The organism is Bacillus sp. RZ2MS9 (assembly GCF_001816185.2).
GTDB lineage: Bacteria > Bacillota > Bacilli > Bacillales > Bacillaceae_G > Bacillus_A > Bacillus_A cereus.
The window spans coordinates 4348293-4363478 of record NZ_CP049978.1 but is presented as its reverse complement, the minus strand read 5'-3'; the positions used below and the strand labels follow the sequence as shown (position 1 = coordinate 4363478).

The following is a 15186-nucleotide window of genomic DNA, read 5'->3' as shown; positions in this document are numbered from 1 at the left end:
ATGTAGTAAGTTACAGGAGGACGATAGATGAACATTCGGCAACTAGCGCTGCAAAATATAAAAGGAAATTGGCGTAATTATAAAGTGTTTTTCTTAAGTAGTTGTTTTGCAATATTTGCTTCTTACGCATATATGTCTGTCATTGTGCATCCATATATGCAAGAGACGATGTGGTATCAAAACGTACGCTGGGGACTTATCATATGTAATGTTATAATCATTTCTTTTTTCGTCATATTTATTTTGTACTCTACTTCTATTTTCATAGAAGCACGTAAGAAAGAATTAGGGTTATATATGTTAATGGGAGCAACGAAGTCTAACGTAATAGGAGTGATTATGACCGAGCAAATTTTAATCGGGGTCTTCGCGAATATTTTCGGTATTGGGCTTGGTATGATATTTTTAAAGCTCTTTTTTATGGTATTTAGTATGTTACTGGGGCTTCCGAAAGAACTCCCTGTCATATTTGACGTAAGGGCGATTGGTGTAACATTTATTACATATATGGTCGTTTTTATTTTGTTATCTTTTATAAGTGCTTTACGTATATGGAATATAAAAATCATTCGGTTATTGAAAGAATTTCGAACAGATAAAAAAGAGAAGAAAACATCAAAGTGGCTCTGTTTATTCGGTTTTGCTTGTTTAGTGGGCGGGTATGCATTGGCGCTACAAGTGACGATGGCTACGATAGCGATATACTTTTTCCCTGTGTCTATACTTGTCTTTTTTGGAACGTACTTTTCTTTTACACATGGAGCTACCCAAGTGTTAGAAATAATAAAGAGAAATAAAAAGATTATGTATACATATCCTTATTTATTTATAGTGAATCAATTGTCACATCGAATGAAGGAAAATGGTCGCTTTTTCTTTCTGATGTCTATGGCAACGACGTTTGTAGTTACAGCAACAGGTACGGTGTTCTTATATTTTTCTAGCATGCAAGATATGTGGCGAACTGGAGGGGTACACTCGTTTTCGTACATAGAAAAAGGTATTTCTACTCATGAAGTCTTTGAGGAAGGTGCGGTTGAAAAATTACTGCATCAATATGGGTATGACGATTTTCAATATATGAGTTTTGTTGGAGTGTATGCATCCTTTCAGTCTAGTAAAGGAGAAACAACAATAGTACCGCTTATAAAAGAAAGTGAATATAACCAAGAAGCAAGGAAACAAAAACAGAAAACGTATCGTCCTAAAAAAGGTACAGTGACACTCGTTTATTATAATAAATACAATAATTCGAATGTATATAATCAAAAAGAGATTCAATTGCAAGTAATGAATCAACCATATCAATTCGTATTTAACGGTCAGAAAGAAGGGGTTCAATTTAACCATCACCCTTCGTACATTAATGGTCTGTTCTTCGTTATGAATGATGAAGATTTTGATAGTATAGCAAATCAGGTTCCTGATTCTGAAAAAATGATATATAGAGGCTACACATTACCAAATATCGAAAAGACGAAGAAATTAAATGAAGATTTACGGAAACATATGAAACAAGATAATAATAATGCATTTCGAAGCAATATGGAGTTGTATGTAAATATGAAAGAAGGCGGCGATATTACTCTATTTGTAGGCTCATTTATTAGTATATTATTCTTTCTTACTTCATGTAGTATCGTTTATTTTAAATGGTTCCATAATATTGCATCGGACCGAAAGCAGTATGGTGCACTCTCTAAACTTGGAATGACGAAGGAAGAAGTATGGAAAATTTCTCGTTGGCAATTATGTATGCTATTTTTTGCGCCAATTATAGTAGGGAGTATGCATAGTGCAGTTGCGTTATATACGTTTCATAATACGCTTTTTATGGATGGATCATTAAGAAAAGTAGGTTTGTTCATTCTGTTTTATATCGCAGCATGTATCATTTATTTCTTCTTCGCTCAAAGAGAATATAAGAAACATTTAGACTAGCGAACGCTAGTCTTTTTTTTAATATTCGAAATTTACATAGAAGAATATAAAAAAGTATGGTATAACAGTAAGAAAACGAAAAAGAGGGGAAAAGACGATGATTCGAGTAGGATATTTAGGACCAGAAGCAACATTTACAAATATGGCGGTGAGTCGTTTTTTTCCGGAAGCAGAGCATGTACCATATCGAACGATTCCAGATTGTATAGATGCAGCTGCAAATGAAAATGTAGACTTCGCAGTTGTACCGTTAGAAAATGCAATAGAAGGTTCAGTGAATATAACGGTTGATTACCTTGTACATGAGCAGCCGCTTTCCATTGTAGGAGAAATTACAGTACCAATTCAGCAGCATTTACTTGTACATCCGCAGTATGCAGAAGTGTGGGATGAAGTATATGCAGTGCATTCTCATCCGCATGCCATTGCACAGTGCCATAAATTTTTAAATGAAGAATTAAAAGGAGTAACTGTTCGAGATATGACATCTACAAGTGCTGCTGCGCAATATGTGAAAGAACATCCTGAAGAGAAAATTGCCGCTATTGCAAATGAAGCGGCTGCAGAAAAATACGGATTAACAATTGTGAGACGTAGTATTCATACGCATAAAAATAATCACACACGTTTCTTGGTACTCCATAAGAAAAAGAAAGCAGTACTCCCGAATAACGGAGAGAATCGCGGAGAGAAAACGACGCTTATGATAACGTTACCTGCAGATTATGCAGGTGCCCTATATCAAGTGTTATCAGCTTTCGCATGGAGAAAATTAAACTTATCAAAAATCGAATCGCGTCCGATGAAAACAGGTCTTGGAAATTACTTTTTCTTAATTGATGTTGATAAAGCATACGATGACGTATTATTGCCAGGCGTAACGATGGAACTTGAAGCACTCGGTTTTTCTGTTACTGTGCTGGGGAGTTATTCTTCTTATTGGTTGTAGAGGGGAGCTGTTGTTAAAGTTGTTTGAAATGAAAAGCTGTTTCTCGGTTTGAGGCAGAGTAAGCTATCGATTCTATTGAAGTAAGTGATTAATTAAGCTAGCAAAATAAAGAAGCCGTCCTAAAAGATATTTAGGACGGCTTCTGTTAGGAATAGATAACTCTTTTGTCGGGTTTTTAGTACGCATCATTACAACTATTATAATAATAGGATTCATCATTGTTCGAATTACTGCAGCAAATACAATTCGTTTGTTGTATTAATAGATTGAGTGTAGATGGAGCTACAGTATCTGAGAAAGTAATACTCTCAACATCTTCTACTAAAAATGTTTTAATATCTCCCGGTGTTAAGGTAAATGTAAGTGGAGAGCGATGGTTTAATCTTGCGATTGTTAATCTAATCGTTGTTGCAAATGCAGGACTGAAACTAAATTTAATAAGTGTCTTATTATGATTTTTAGTGAAGTTTTCAAATACAGTTCGAGGAATTCCAGTTGTTATATCAAGATCTTGAGGGGTATTTCCCGTACCGAAAATAGTATAGTTCTGTATAAAACAGTTATTTGAATCTGAATTTGAAGAATTACATGGGCGATCATTTTTCTTATAATATTTTTTTCCATTTTTTAAGAAGTAATCCGCCATAATTAATCACTCCCTTCACATATAAGAATTAAAGGTTGTCCATATATAATATGAAATATATTTTTATATGTTTGGACGTGAAGGAAGAGAAAATAAAAAGAGTCCATCTGGTATGATGGACTCAATACTGTTTTACCTGGTGTAATTCTTTATTTTAACTTCGCAAGACGATCTTCTAACTGACCACGCCAAATATCAGCTAGTTCTGGAACGGCAAGAATTTTTTCAATACCATCTTTATCTTTTCTATTATGAAAATAAATTTCGTTAGAGAACAAAACAGAAACATTGCTCGGTTGACGTTCTAGTAATGTAATTTTAGAATCTTTACGTACAGTACCTTCTTGAAGAACGCGGCATAGGTAGCCTGTAAATCCAGTTGCTACAATGCGTGGCAGTATGCCAGGGATGCCAAGGCGTTTTGAAATTGTGCTACAAGGTACTCTTGCTTGTGTCACTTGAATGATTGTTTCACCTAGTTGATATGTATCTCCGATGCAAACATCACGCTCTAACATATTTGTTACGGTAATGTTTTCGCCAAATGTGGAAGCTGGAAGCGTAGTTTGAAATTCCTCTTCCCATAGTGCGTAATGCTCGTGTGGGTACACACAAACAGCACGATCAGGACCGCCGTGATGTTTTAAATCCGCTACGTCATCACCACGAAATCCGTCTTTTGAGAGAAAGGCCTCTTCTGTAGGGTCTTTACATATACCTGTTATCATTTCTTTATCTTCGCCATATTTCATTTGTTTCGGTTTGCCAATGCTAAAGTGAACGAGTTCAATTCCCATATTTGATCTCCTTTACGATTGATTACAATATTATAGCATTAAAAAAGCACAGAGAATGATAAAAACTCTGTGCCTTACATTAATAAACGAGAAATCCTGCTTTATCTAACGCCTCACAAGCAGCATCTAACTTTTCTTTAGAATCTGCCTCAATTGTATGTAAGTGAATACCATCTGTTAGTTGTGAAAGATAGGAAGCATTTGTGTTTTCGATTTTTTGTAAATATTGCTCTACATCAAAGCGATTGCTTACCATGATGGATGCTGTTAAGTCACCGTATACAGGATGCTCAACTTTTACATCTTTAATCGTAACGCCATGGTCAACAAGCATTGTAAGTTCTTGACGTACTTCTGCTGGTTTGTGCTGGCATACGATTACGCGTTCAAAAGCTTGTTGTTTCTCTTGTGGTTTTAAATATAAATAGCCTTGGGCAGTCGCAATAATTGGTTCGTTTCGTGCTTTAAGCAAGGAAATATCTTGCACGATAACTTGTCTACTTACGTTTGTCTTCTTCGATAGTTCATTCCCAGATAACGGCTCATTTGCAGCGAGAAGCCACTGAAGGATAAGCTGTCGTCTTTCTTCGCCTAAAATCTTTTTTTGGTCATTTTGTTTCATTATGATTTAACACCTCTATAAAATTGATTTCCAATTGTGTGTAGTGCATGAATAGTAGTATCAATTTGATCTTTCGTTGTTTGTTGTCCGAAAGAGAAGCGGACATATTGTTTGGCCTCTTCATACGTTTTTCCAATTGCAAGCATAGTTTTCGAAGGTTCTTGTTTACCGACTTGGCAAGCACTTCCGGTGGAAATGGCGATACCATGGCGATTACATTCTAGCATAGTATATTGACCTTCTATTCCTTTTATTGTAACCCCAACAATATGTGGTAAACAAGAAGTAGAATGACCTTCTACTTCAATTTCTAGCGGAAGTGTTTGTATTTGCTCTAAAAAGTAGGATCGTAACTCTTTAAAACGTAAACTTTCTTCCCATTGAGTTTTTAATATATTTTCAGCAGCTGTTAAAAAAGATGCGATGCCGGGAACATTTACTGTGCCTGGGCGAAATCCTTTTTCGTGAGAAGTTCCTGGAAATACTTGTTCCCAGCGAGATTGCGGATTTATGTAGCAAGCGCCGACACCTTTTGGTCCGTATATTTTATGTGCTGAAACAGAAAGACTATCAATCCCCATCTCAAAAACATGGATAGGCAGTTTACCAAACGTTTGCACACAATCCGTATGAAATAAAACATTATATTTTTTTAAAAGTGCCCCGATTTCTGTAATGTTTTGAACGGTTCCGATTTCAGAGTTTCCATGCTGTATACTTGCTAGCACAGTATCTTCTGTAATAGCTGCCTCTAAATCTACTAAACAAATGAGTCCATTTTTATCAACAGGAATTTCAGTGATCGTATAGCCTTTTGATTTTAGAGATTGAAAATAACTTCGAATGGATGCATGTTCCATAGGTGTCGTAATAATATGCTTCTTAGTTCGGGGATTTAGAAGTGATTGGATCGCAAGATAGTTTGATTCCGATCCGCCACTTGTGAAAAATACTCCTTGTTCTTTTCCTCCAATCATTTCCGCAAATGTTTTTCGGCAAACTTGTAATAAAGAAGCAGCTGTTCCTCCAATATCATGTAAACTTTGTTCATTTCCGAAGTATTGCGACGCTGCTTTCATATATGTTTGTAACGCCTCCTCGCTCATAGGTGTAGTAGCTGCATAGTCAAGATATATCATCATGTAAGTTCCTCTCTCTAGTAAGAGTTACAGTTCTTTTACTTTTTAAATGGTAGTGAAAATAAGAATTATAAAAAAACTCTTGTCATTATTTTAAAACTATGTAAATATAGGTGTCAAGACAGTTGAAAAGTGTAAAGTAGGAGGCAACAATTATGCCAAGTGCAGATGTCTTAATTATTGGAAGTGGTGTTGCGGCACTTCGTGTTGCAAAAGAGATTTGTCACGAAAAGAATGTGATTATTATCACAAAGGAGACGAAACGTAATAATAATACACATTTAGCTCAAGGTGGAATTGCCGCAGCGGTAGCTACATATGACAATCCTAATGATCATTTTGAAGATACATTAGTAGCAGGGTGTCATTATAACAATGAAGAAGTGGTCCGTTATTTAGTCGAGGAGGGACCGAAAGAAATTAATAACCTTATTGAAAGAGGAATGAAATTTGATGGAGATGAAACAGGTCCTCATCTTGGAAAAGAAGGAGCGCATCGAAAACGTCGTATTTTACATGCAGGTGGCGATGCAACAGGAAAGAATTTATTAGAGCATCTTATTCAAGAAGTAGCTCCATACGTTACGGTAGTGGAACAGGAAATGGTGCTCGATTTTATTATAGAAAAAGATAAATGTGTTGGGGCTTTAACTCGCAACAATAAAGGAGAATTGAAACGTTACAATGCAGATTATACGGTGTTAGCTTCAGGCGGTATTGGCGGTTTATACGCCTTTACTTCTAATGATGAGACGATTACAGGCGATGGACTTGCAATGGTGTACCGTGCAGGCGGAGAGCTTGTAGATTTAGAGTTTATACAATTTCATCCGACGATGTTATACGCGGGTGGGCGTTGTTCCGGCCTCGTGTCCGAAGCTGTTCGCGGAGAAGGAGCTGTCCTTATAAATGGAAAAGGGCAGCGTTTTATGATGGATATACATTCCGAACAGGATCTAGCACCTCGTGATGTAGTCGCACGGGCTATTCATGAACAGCTACTTGCGGGTGAAAAAGTGTACTTAAACATCGAAATGATTCAAAACTTTGAACAACGCTTTCCGACCGTGTCATCGATATGTAAAACAAATGGAGTCGATATAAATAAAAAACTTATTCCAGTCGTGCCTGGTACTCATTTTCACATGGGCGGCGTGAAAACGAACTGTGATGGAGAGACGTCTATTCCAAACTTATACGCAGTCGGTGAAGTAGCTTGTAACGGAGTTCATGGTGCAAATAGATTAGCGAGTAATTCATTATTAGAAGGTCTTGTGTTTGGAAAAAGAATCGGACGACACATTTTATCTAGAGAGACAAAAGAAAAGGTGAACATGCTAGCTGAAAAGGAAGCAAAGTTTATCGTTCTGAATCATTTACCGACGAAAGAAGAAATACAAAAATGCATGATGAAATATGTTGGGATTGTGCGAACAGAGCAAAGTTTATCTTATGCGAAGAGATGGTTTAGTAAGTATGGTGTTCGAAATATGATATTACAACATGATGTTCTTACGAATGAAGAGATAACGCTTATTAATATGTTAACGGTTTGTGAGCTTATAGTTGTGTCAGCCTTGCAAAGAGAAGAAAGTATTGGCGGGCATTACCGGAGTGATTATCCAGATAGAAATATAGGAAAGAAAGAGATTGTTCGAGTAAAGAGAAAACTACAACTTGTGTGATGAGGGGAAGAGGGGCTTTATGAACACGATAAAAGTTAAAGAAGCATTAAACCGATTTTTTTTAGAAGATATAGGAGAAAGAGATGTAACATCTCAGCTTATTTTTCCAGATAACTTGCTTTCGAAAGGAACGTTTCTTGCGAAGGATACAGGGGTCTTTGCAGGATGTTTAGTAATTGAATCAGGATTTAAATTAATTGATGAGAGAATTGAAATAGAGCTTCATAAAAAAGATGGGGATCTTGTAGAAAAAGGAGAAATTATTGCAACAGTGCAAGGTCCAATCGCATCGTTATTAACAGCAGAGCGCGTTATATTAAATGTTATTCAGCGTATGAGTGGAATAGCGACGATGACGCGTAAAGCGGTTCTTGCTTTAGATAGTAGCTATACTCGTATTTGTGATACGCGAAAAACGATGCCAGGACTACGTATGTTTGATAAGTATGCAGTCGTGTGCGGCGGTGGATTTAATCATCGCTTCGGTTTATATGATGGTGTCATGATTAAAGACAATCATATTGCTTTTGCTGGTTCTATTACAAAAGCTGTTACATCAGTGAAAGAAAAGTTAGGACATATGGTGAAAGTAGAAGTGGAAACAGAAACTGAGGAACAGGTGAGAGAGGCTGTCGCTGCTGGTGCGGATATTATTATGTTCGATAATCGTACGCCAGATGAAATCCGGGAGTTTTCAAAGATTGTACCAAGTGCCATCGTTACGGAAGCTTCAGGAGGCATCACAATTGAAGATTTATCAAAATACGGAAAAACAGGGGTAGATTATATTTCACTTGGAGCGTTAACACATTCAGTGAAAGCACTTGATATTAGTTTCAATATTGAAGAGTAAGGAAAGTGGCTTAGAGGGGGAGAAACGTATATGAGTATTTTAGAAAAAGTACAGCCAATTGAAACGATGTTACCAGAGCGTTATTACACAATGTCAACGGAAGATATGGAAAAGCGTGTTCGTGAAATTAAAGAGAAAATGGGGAAAATGTTATTCGTTCCAGGGCATCATTATCAAAAAGATGAAGTGGTACAATTTTCAGATGCAGCAGGGGATTCACTTCAGCTTGCGCAAGTTGCAGCGAGCAATAAAGATGCAAAATATATTGTGTTTTGCGGGGTGCACTTTATGGCGGAAACAGCAGATATGTTAACTACAGATGATCAAGTTGTCATCTTACCAGATATGCGTGCAGGTTGTTCGATGGCGGATATGGCAGATATTGAACAAACAGAAAGAGCATGGAAAGAGCTCACGAAATTATTTGGTGATACGATGATTCCGTTAACATATGTGAACTCTACAGCTGCAATTAAAGCGTTTTGTGGTCGTAACGGAGGAGCAACAGTAACTTCTTCTAATGCAAAGCAAATGGTATCTTGGGCGTTTACTCAAAAAGAACGTCTCGTCTTTTTACCAGACCAACATTTAGGGAGAAATACAGCGTACGATTTAGGTATCCCGTTAGATAAAATGGCAGTATGGGACCCACACACAGATTCATTAGAGTACGATGGGGATATAGAAGAAATTCAAGTGATTTTATGGAAAGGACATTGTTCTGTTCATCAAAATTTTACAATGAAGAATATTGAGAGTGTACGAAAAAATCATCCGGATATGAATATTATTGTACATCCAGAATGTTGCTATGAAGTTGTAGCTGCTTCAGATTATGCAGGCTCAACAAAATATATTATTGATATGATTGAATCAGCGCCATCTGGTAGCCAATGGGCGATTGGTACAGAAATGAATTTAGTGAATCGAATTATTCAGCAACATCCAGATAAAGAAATTGTTTCGCTTAATCCATTTATGTGTCCGTGCTTAACGATGAATCGAATTGATCTGCCTCACTTATTATGGACACTTGAAACGATAGAAAGAGGAGAAGAAATTAACGTTATTAGCGTAGACAAACAAGTAACGGCAGAAGCAGTTCTTGCATTAAATCGTATGTTAGAGCGTGTGTAAAGCAACGGTATTCCCGTTGCTTTTTTTCATACATATAATCATAACGAGAACGAAATGGGCATACATTGTTTTGAAGAAATCATTGTGGTTCTTTATGCTTATTCCACTTCGAATGATATTGAAAATCGAAGAAGTGATAAAAGTGAAAAGAAGTTAATGTTATTTAGAAAGAGTTACTTCATGAGATTTGTTACTTATAGATAAGTTATACAGGAGGGGGAAAATTTGAAAATTCATATCGTGCAAAAAGGGGATACCCTTTGGAAAATTGCGAAAAAGTACGGAGTGGATTTTGATACGTTGAAAAAAACAAATACACAACTTAGTAATCCAGATTTAATTATGCCAGGTATGAAAATTAAAGTGCCATCAAAGAGTGTTCATATGAAACAACAGGCTGGAGCAGGTTCAGCACCTCCAAAGCAATACGTAAAAGAAGTGCAGCAAAAAGAATTTGCAGCAACACCAACTCCGCTTGGAATAGAAGATGAAGAAGAAGTTACGTATCAATCAGCACCAATTACACAGCAGCCAGCTATGCAACAAACACAAAAAGAAGTGCAAGTAAAACCGCAGAAGGAGATGCAGGTAAAGCCACAAAAAGAAGTACAGGTGAAACCACAGAAGGAGATGCAGGTAAAGCCGCAAAAAGAAGTACAGGTGAAACCGCAAAAAGAGGTGCAAAAAGAACAGCCAATTCAAAAAGAAAAACCGTCTGTTATTCAAAAACCACCTGTGATAGAAAAACAAAAACCGGCGGAAAAAGAAAACACGAAGTTTTCGGTAAATGTATTACCGCAGCCGCCACAACCACCAATAAAACCGAAAAAAGAATATAAAATTTCAGATGTAATAAAAAAAGGAAGCGAGTTAATTGCTCCTCAAATTAGTAAAATGAAACCTAACAATATCATTTCTCCGCAAACGAAAAAAAATAATATAATATCGCCGCAAGTGAAGAAAGAGAATGTAGGGAATATAGTGTCACCACAAGTGAAGAAAGAGAATGTAGGGAATATAGTGTCACCACAAGTGAAAAAAGAGAATATAGGGAATATAGTGTCACCACAAGTGAAAAAAGAGAATGTAGGGAATATAGTGTCACCACAAGTGAAAAAAGAAAATGTAGGAAATATAGTGTCGCCGCAAGTGAAAAAAGAAAATGTAGGAAATATAGTGTCACCGCAAGTGAAAAAAGAAAATGTAGGGAATATAGTGTCACCACAAGTGAAAAAAGAAAATGTAGGAAATATAGTGTCACCACAAGTGAAGAAAGAAAACGTAGGGAATATAGTATCGCCAAATGTATCGAAAGAAAATGTAGTTATTCCACAAGTCATACCGCCAAATATTCAAATGCCGAATATAATGCCAATTATGGATAACAATCAACCACCGAATATAATGCCAATTATGGATAACAATCAACCATCGAATATAATGCCAATTATGGATAACAATCAACCACCGAATATAATGCCAATTATGGATAACAATCAACCACCGAATATAATGCCAATTATGGATAACAATCAAATGCCGAATATGATGCCAATTATGGATAACAATCAAATGCCGAATATGATGCCAATTATGGATAACAATCAAATGCCGAATATGATGCCAATTATGGATAACAATCAAATGCCGAATATGATGCCAATTATGGATAACAATCAAATGCCGAATATGATGCCAATTATGGATAACAATCAAATGCCGAATATGATGCCAATTATGGATAACAATCAAATGCCGAATATAATGCCGATTATGGATAATAACCAAATGCCGAATATGATGCCAATTATGGATAACAATCAAATGCCGAATATGATGCCGATTATGGATAACAATCAAATGCCGAATATGATGCCGATTATGGATAACAATCAACCACCAAATATGATGCCCTATCAAATGCCCATGATGCCGCCGAATCCGTATTATCAACAACCAAATCCATATCAAATGCCATATCAGCAAGGAGCGCCGTTTGGACCGCAACATACGTCTATGCCAAACCCGAATATGATGCCAATGGATAATAACATGCCGCCGCTTGTGCAGGGTGAGGAAGATTGTGGATGCGGAGGAGAAAGTAGACTATATAGTCCACAACCAGGCGGTCCGCAATATGCGAATCCTTTATATTATCAACCAACTCAGTCTGCATATGCACCACAGCCAGGAACGATGTATTATCAACCAGATCCACCAAATGTATTTGGAGAGCCCGTTTCAGAAGAAGAGGACGAAGAAGAAGTTTAAAAAGGCGGGAGTATTCCCGCCTTTTTTGCATTCCTGTTAATTAAGAAAAGGCAGTTTTTTTATGAAGTGCTAGAAAATTCCCAGTGAAATATTAACAGTGTAAAAACCTTCTCTGTTACTCATCATAAGAGGGAGCTTTTCAGTAGAGAAGCTCATTCTAACAGAGGGGGTTTTTGTATTGAATACGAAAGTAAAAGTGATTGCTGCTTCTTTGTTAGTTACTAGTGCATTAGCTGCATGTGGTACACCAAAAAACAATGCAATGGATGGACGTAACTACAATTACGAGCGTACATCTTATAATGATACACATCAGTATCGTGATAATGTGACGCGTAATGATCGTTATACAGATTATGTAACATATAGAAATGGTCGTAACGATACAGGATACAATTATTACCGTGATGTAAATTACAATGGACAAATTGCTAATCCGCATCCAACTCGTAATATTACAATGAACAATTCATACATTAACAATGATGGTAAAACAGCTGAAAGAATAACAAATCGTGTGAAACGTATGAATAACGTAGACCGTGTGTCTACAGTTGTATATGGAAACGATGTAGCGATTGCGGTAAAACCACGTAACACAGTGACAAATGAAACGGCGATGGCGAACGAAATTCGTCAAGCTGTTGCAAATGAAGTTGGAAACAGAAACGTATATGTTTCTGTAAGAAATGATATGTTTACTCGTGTTGATGCAATGAGTACGCGTCTACGTAACGGTACAGTTACAAACGATTTTAATCGTGATATAGTGAATATGTTCCGAGACATTCGTTACGGTTTAACTGGTACAGTGCGATAGCAAAACAAAAGAGGAAGGGGGAGCCCTTCCTCTTTATTCATCGTTGTCTTGTAAACGACGTTTTTTAATGAAATAACTAACGGAATAAGAACCTAAAAAGCATATGAAGAGAATACTACCTGTTAAAATAGCTTCAAATAGGGGGGGTTCTGGACTGAAAATGATATAAATAATAGCCATAACGATTCCTACAATAAGGGAGCGTAGAACAATTTTGTAATAAGGAGTTAACTTTATTTCCTTTTCGCCTTCTTCTACATCGATTGAAACACTTAACTGTAAATAACTAAGGATCATACTCGTAAGAATAAATACTAGCCATAATGGAGATTTCGTAATTTGATCTATTCCTTCAGTGAATCCGATATAGCCTAAAACACCGATTATACCAAGTGATTGAAAAAGAAAGACAATACGTATGTTTTTTAACGTTTGCAGAATGAGACGTTCATCCTTCATTTGTTTCATAATATCTATCTCCCGTTTATGATGAATTCGCTGTTATGTTTATTGTAATATATATATTGCATTTATCAATTTATAATTTGCGTTTGATTTATTTGGATGAAAGAGGAAATAAAATATTTTTATAAACATGTTGCACTTATACTTTATTAATGTTATATTAGCAAAGCGATGAGCTAATTTACGTAAGACGAGAGATATGCTTAAGTGCTAAACACGCGAATGTGGTCGCCTGGTCTCTCGCCGTAAACGCATCAAGACGCCTGCTTTGCAGGCGTCTTTCATTTTATATGAATGTAATGGGAAGAATGGAGGAATCCAATCTTCCTTTTTTGATTAGAATTAAAGTCAGAAAATAAAGTTATTTACAATTGTATATGAAAGAGTTACTATTTAATGGTAATATATTACATGTTTTTTAGACATAAAAGGTTGGGATGAATAGGATATGGAGAATTTTGAATGTAGAAATACAGAAGTTGTATTAGAGAAATTTCAGGTTGTAACACCTATATTTCAGGCGTTAGGAGATGAGAATCGCCAGCAAATTATTATGCTATTATTAGAAAGCAAACAGATGAATGTAACACAAATAACAGATGAAATGGGAATTTCTAGACCGGCTGTTTCGCATCATTTAAAAATTTTAAAACAAGCAGAACTAGTTGAAGCCGATCGAAATGGAAAAGAAATTTTTTATTCTATAGTGGCTGGAGAGTTTTTAAAACAGGTAAAAGATTTAATTCAAGCGATAGAGTCAAATTATTAATTTTTTTTGATTGATAAGTAAACAAGTTTAAACTTATAAACGTGTTTTGTGGAAAAGGGGTAATAAAAATGAATAGTATAAATCGAATGTACGTAATTATGTTACTTGTTCCGTTGTTTTGGGGTGGCTCTTTTGCGACAGCGGAGCATATTATTACGGAGATTCCACCAATTACTGCAGCAACAATTCGTTTTGGTTTAGCTGGTTTTATTTTAATAGGCATAGTTTTTATGAAATCTGAGTGGGATACAAGTTTGTTATTAAAGAATTGGAAAGGGCTGTTATTTGTATCGTTAACAGGTATTTTTGGCTACAATGTTTTTTTCTTCATGGGACTTAACTATACTTCCACTCTGAATGGCTCACTTATCATTGCTACAATGCCCGTTTTTGTAACATTGGGAGCAATATTGTTTTTTAAAGAGCCTTGGAGTATAAAAGTCGGAATAAGTTTAACTTTGTCCCTTGTCGGTGTAATAGTTGTTATTACGGGTGGTTCAATGCATATACTTATGTCTTTGGCATTTAATAAGGGAGATCTTTTATTTATAGCTGCTTTAACCTGTGGGGTTTTATATAGCTTAACAGGAAAAAAAGTTATGAGTGGTGTCTCCCCTTTGTTAACTACAATGAGTATGACGGTATTGGGTACTGTGTTTTTAGCAGGCCTTTCTCTATATGAAGATGGATGGGGAAAGGTTGTAACATTTTCTTTACAGGGATGGATAGAAATGTTGTATATGGTCATATGCGGGACATTAATTGGATATATCGTGTTTAATAAAGGAGTAGAAGAGCTAGGTGCAAGCAAAGCGAGTGTGTATTTAAATCTAACACCTATTGTAGCTACTGGTATATCAGTTGTCTTATATGGAGCAGCTGTTACGTGGCAACAAATAGTTGGAATGATAATTGTACTAATGGGGGTTTATATTGTAACAGTACAATCAAATAAAGATATAAAGAAGCTTTCGCATAATCAATGTGTTTCCAAATAGATAAAAGTAATTGAACACTATAATTCTTAATGATGGCATTCTATGAATTAGGGATAAAACCCCCATTTCCGGAAAAACTACTAATGAAAGTATG

13 protein-coding genes and 1 pseudogene are annotated in these 15186 nt (G+C 36.1%); 9 read left to right on the top strand and 5 right to left on the bottom strand.

All coding sequences use genetic code 11. The features are described 5' to 3' along the window. Window positions 1-27: 27 nt before the first annotated feature. Both BHV55_RS22230 and pheA read left to right on the top strand, forming a co-directional pair. Window positions 28-1941 (top strand): ABC transporter permease, encoded by a 1914-nt coding sequence (locus tag BHV55_RS22230; protein WP_001026367.1) that lies wholly within the window; start codon window positions 28-30, stop codon window positions 1939-1941. Between the two features lie 97 nt (window positions 1942-2038). Then, complete coding sequence (gene pheA / locus BHV55_RS22225) at window positions 2039-2890, top strand: prephenate dehydratase (protein ID WP_000621701.1); 852 nt, start codon at window positions 2039-2041, stop codon at window positions 2888-2890. Window positions 2891-3065: 175 nt separating this feature from the next. Here pheA and BHV55_RS22220 read toward each other — a convergent pair whose 3' ends face one another. The 4 genes from BHV55_RS22220 to BHV55_RS22205 all read right to left on the bottom strand — a co-directional run bounded on the left by BHV55_RS22220 (window position 3066) and on the right by BHV55_RS22205 (window position 6097). Next, window positions 3066-3536: a hypothetical protein gene (locus BHV55_RS22220; RefSeq protein WP_000796370.1), complete on the bottom strand. Its 471-nt coding sequence runs from the start codon at window positions 3534-3536 to the stop codon at window positions 3066-3068. Between the two features lie 149 nt (window positions 3537-3685). Then, window positions 3686-4333, bottom strand: a complete 648-nt coding sequence (locus BHV55_RS22215) for an MOSC domain-containing protein (RefSeq protein ID WP_000510668.1) — start codon at window positions 4331-4333, stop codon at window positions 3686-3688. A gap of 79 nt (window positions 4334-4412) precedes the next feature. Then, on the bottom strand, window positions 4413-4955 hold the full coding sequence (locus BHV55_RS22210; RefSeq protein WP_000812240.1) for a transcription repressor NadR: 543 nt from the start codon (window positions 4953-4955) through the stop codon (window positions 4413-4415). Beyond that, window positions 4955-6097, bottom strand: coding sequence for an IscS subfamily cysteine desulfurase (locus BHV55_RS22205; RefSeq protein WP_000973761.1), 1143 nt, complete (start codon window positions 6095-6097; stop codon window positions 4955-4957). Before BHV55_RS22205 ends, BHV55_RS22210 begins: the two co-directional genes overlap by 1 nt. Window positions 6098-6249: 152 nt before the next feature. On the opposite strand from BHV55_RS22205, the gene nadB reads away from it, so the two are divergent. The 5 genes and pseudogenes from nadB (at window position 6250) to BHV55_RS22180 (ending at window position 12860) form a co-directional block, all read left to right on the top strand. After that, window positions 6250-7779 (top strand): L-aspartate oxidase, encoded by a 1530-nt coding sequence (gene nadB / locus BHV55_RS22200; RefSeq protein WP_016111794.1) that lies wholly within the window; start codon window positions 6250-6252, stop codon window positions 7777-7779. 19 nt (window positions 7780-7798) lie between these two features. After that, window positions 7799-8632 (top strand): carboxylating nicotinate-nucleotide diphosphorylase, encoded by an 834-nt coding sequence (gene nadC, locus BHV55_RS22195; RefSeq protein WP_001092209.1) that lies wholly within the window; start codon window positions 7799-7801, stop codon window positions 8630-8632. Between the two features lie 30 nt (window positions 8633-8662). After that, the gene (gene nadA / locus BHV55_RS22190; RefSeq protein WP_048567724.1) at window positions 8663-9769 is read left to right on the top strand and encodes a quinolinate synthase NadA; all 1107 of its coding nucleotides are present in this window, start codon (window positions 8663-8665) and stop codon (window positions 9767-9769) included. Between the two features lie 225 nt (window positions 9770-9994). After that, window positions 9995-10151: pseudogene (gene safA / locus BHV55_RS27940) on the top strand (SafA/ExsA family spore coat assembly protein); the annotation flags it as partial. 2067 nt (window positions 10152-12218) lie between these two features. Next, a complete protein-coding gene (locus BHV55_RS22180) occupies window positions 12219-12860 on the top strand; it encodes a YhcN/YlaJ family sporulation lipoprotein (RefSeq protein ID WP_001093542.1) in 642 nt (213 codons plus the stop codon). A 33-nt stretch (window positions 12861-12893) separates the two neighbouring features. Here BHV55_RS22180 and BHV55_RS22175 read toward each other — a convergent pair whose 3' ends face one another. Beyond that, window positions 12894-13328: a branched-chain amino acid ABC transporter substrate-binding protein gene (locus tag BHV55_RS22175; protein WP_070756965.1), complete on the bottom strand. Its 435-nt coding sequence runs from the start codon at window positions 13326-13328 to the stop codon at window positions 12894-12896. 445 nt (window positions 13329-13773) lie between these two features. Here BHV55_RS22175 and BHV55_RS22170 point away from each other — a divergent pair, with 445 nt between their 5' ends. Together BHV55_RS22170 and BHV55_RS22165 are read left to right on the top strand one after the other, a co-directional pair. Then, window positions 13774-14094, top strand: coding sequence for an ArsR/SmtB family transcription factor (locus tag BHV55_RS22170; RefSeq protein WP_000426922.1), 321 nt, complete (start codon window positions 13774-13776; stop codon window positions 14092-14094). Window positions 14095-14162: 68 nt separating this feature from the next. Further along, window positions 14163-15092 carry a DMT family transporter gene (locus BHV55_RS22165; protein ID WP_048567727.1) on the top strand — a complete coding sequence of 310 codons (930 nt, stop codon included), beginning with the start codon at window positions 14163-14165 and terminating at the stop codon, window positions 15090-15092. Window positions 15093-15186 lie beyond the last annotated feature (94 nt).

Bases quoted from the DNA above. Each gene is read 5' to 3' on its own strand.
- BHV55_RS22215 (WP_000510668.1), bottom strand. From the start codon at position 4,333: ATGGGAATTGAACTCGTTCACTTTAGCATTGGCAAACCGAAACAAATG.
- BHV55_RS22220 (WP_000796370.1), bottom strand. From the start codon at position 3,536: ATGGCGGATTACTTCTTAAAAAATGGAAAAAAATATTATAAGAAAAAT.
- nadB (WP_016111794.1), top strand. From the start codon at position 6,250: ATGCCAAGTGCAGATGTCTTAATTATTGGAAGTGGTGTTGCGGCACTT.
- BHV55_RS22175 (WP_070756965.1), bottom strand. From the start codon at position 13,328: ATGAAACAAATGAAGGATGAACGTCTCATTCTGCAAACGTTAAAAAAC.
- BHV55_RS22165 (WP_048567727.1), top strand. From the start codon at position 14,163: ATGAATAGTATAAATCGAATGTACGTAATTATGTTACTTGTTCCGTTG.
- BHV55_RS22170 (WP_000426922.1), top strand. From the start codon at position 13,774: ATGGAGAATTTTGAATGTAGAAATACAGAAGTTGTATTAGAGAAATTT.
- BHV55_RS22230 (WP_001026367.1), top strand. From the start codon at position 28: ATGAACATTCGGCAACTAGCGCTGCAAAATATAAAAGGAAATTGGCGT.
- nadA (WP_048567724.1), top strand. From the start codon at position 8,663: ATGAGTATTTTAGAAAAAGTACAGCCAATTGAAACGATGTTACCAGAG.
- BHV55_RS22205 (WP_000973761.1), bottom strand. From the start codon at position 6,097: ATGATGATATATCTTGACTATGCAGCTACTACACCTATGAGCGAGGAG.
- BHV55_RS22210 (WP_000812240.1), bottom strand. From the start codon at position 4,955: ATGAAACAAAATGACCAAAAAAAGATTTTAGGCGAAGAAAGACGACAG.
- nadC (WP_001092209.1), top strand. From the start codon at position 7,799: ATGAACACGATAAAAGTTAAAGAAGCATTAAACCGATTTTTTTTAGAA.
- pheA (WP_000621701.1), top strand. From the start codon at position 2,039: ATGATTCGAGTAGGATATTTAGGACCAGAAGCAACATTTACAAATATG.